This is a genomic window from Pseudomonas sp. BJa3, assembly GCF_026343815.1.
GTDB classification, from domain to species: Bacteria; Pseudomonadota; Gammaproteobacteria; order Pseudomonadales; family Pseudomonadaceae; genus Aquipseudomonas; species Aquipseudomonas soli.
The window spans coordinates 1-246 of sequence record NZ_JAOXMC010000432.1 but is presented as its reverse complement, the minus strand read 5'-3'; the positions used below and the strand labels follow the sequence as shown (position 1 = coordinate 246).

Here is a 246-nt window from a genome sequence, read left to right as displayed (position 1 = left end):
GGATACTGCGCCACCGGCAGCGCGCGGATCGACAACAGGCCGACCAGCGCGATCAGCAGCGAGATCACCCACGCGAAGACGGGGCGATCGATAAAGAAACGCGCCATGGCGGTTTACCTTTTTTCGTTATTTCCCGCGGTCGCCACGGGCGCGCTTGGCGCGGCCCGCTCGACCGGTTTGATTTTCTGGCCAGGGGCCAGCTGCGCGGCGTTTTCCACGACCACGCGTTCGCCGCCCTCGAGCCCC

Annotated in this window: 1 protein-coding gene and 1 pseudogene; both read right to left on the bottom strand. The window is 66.3% G+C overall.

Annotated features, from left to right (window positions below):
- Positions 1-107: efflux RND transporter permease subunit (locus OH705_RS30075; RefSeq protein WP_416383613.1), on the bottom strand; the 107-nt coding region annotated here is incomplete at its 3' end.
- Positions 108-113: 6 nt separating this feature from the next.
- Positions 114-246, bottom strand: a pseudogene (locus OH705_RS28305) (efflux transporter periplasmic adaptor subunit); the annotation flags it as partial.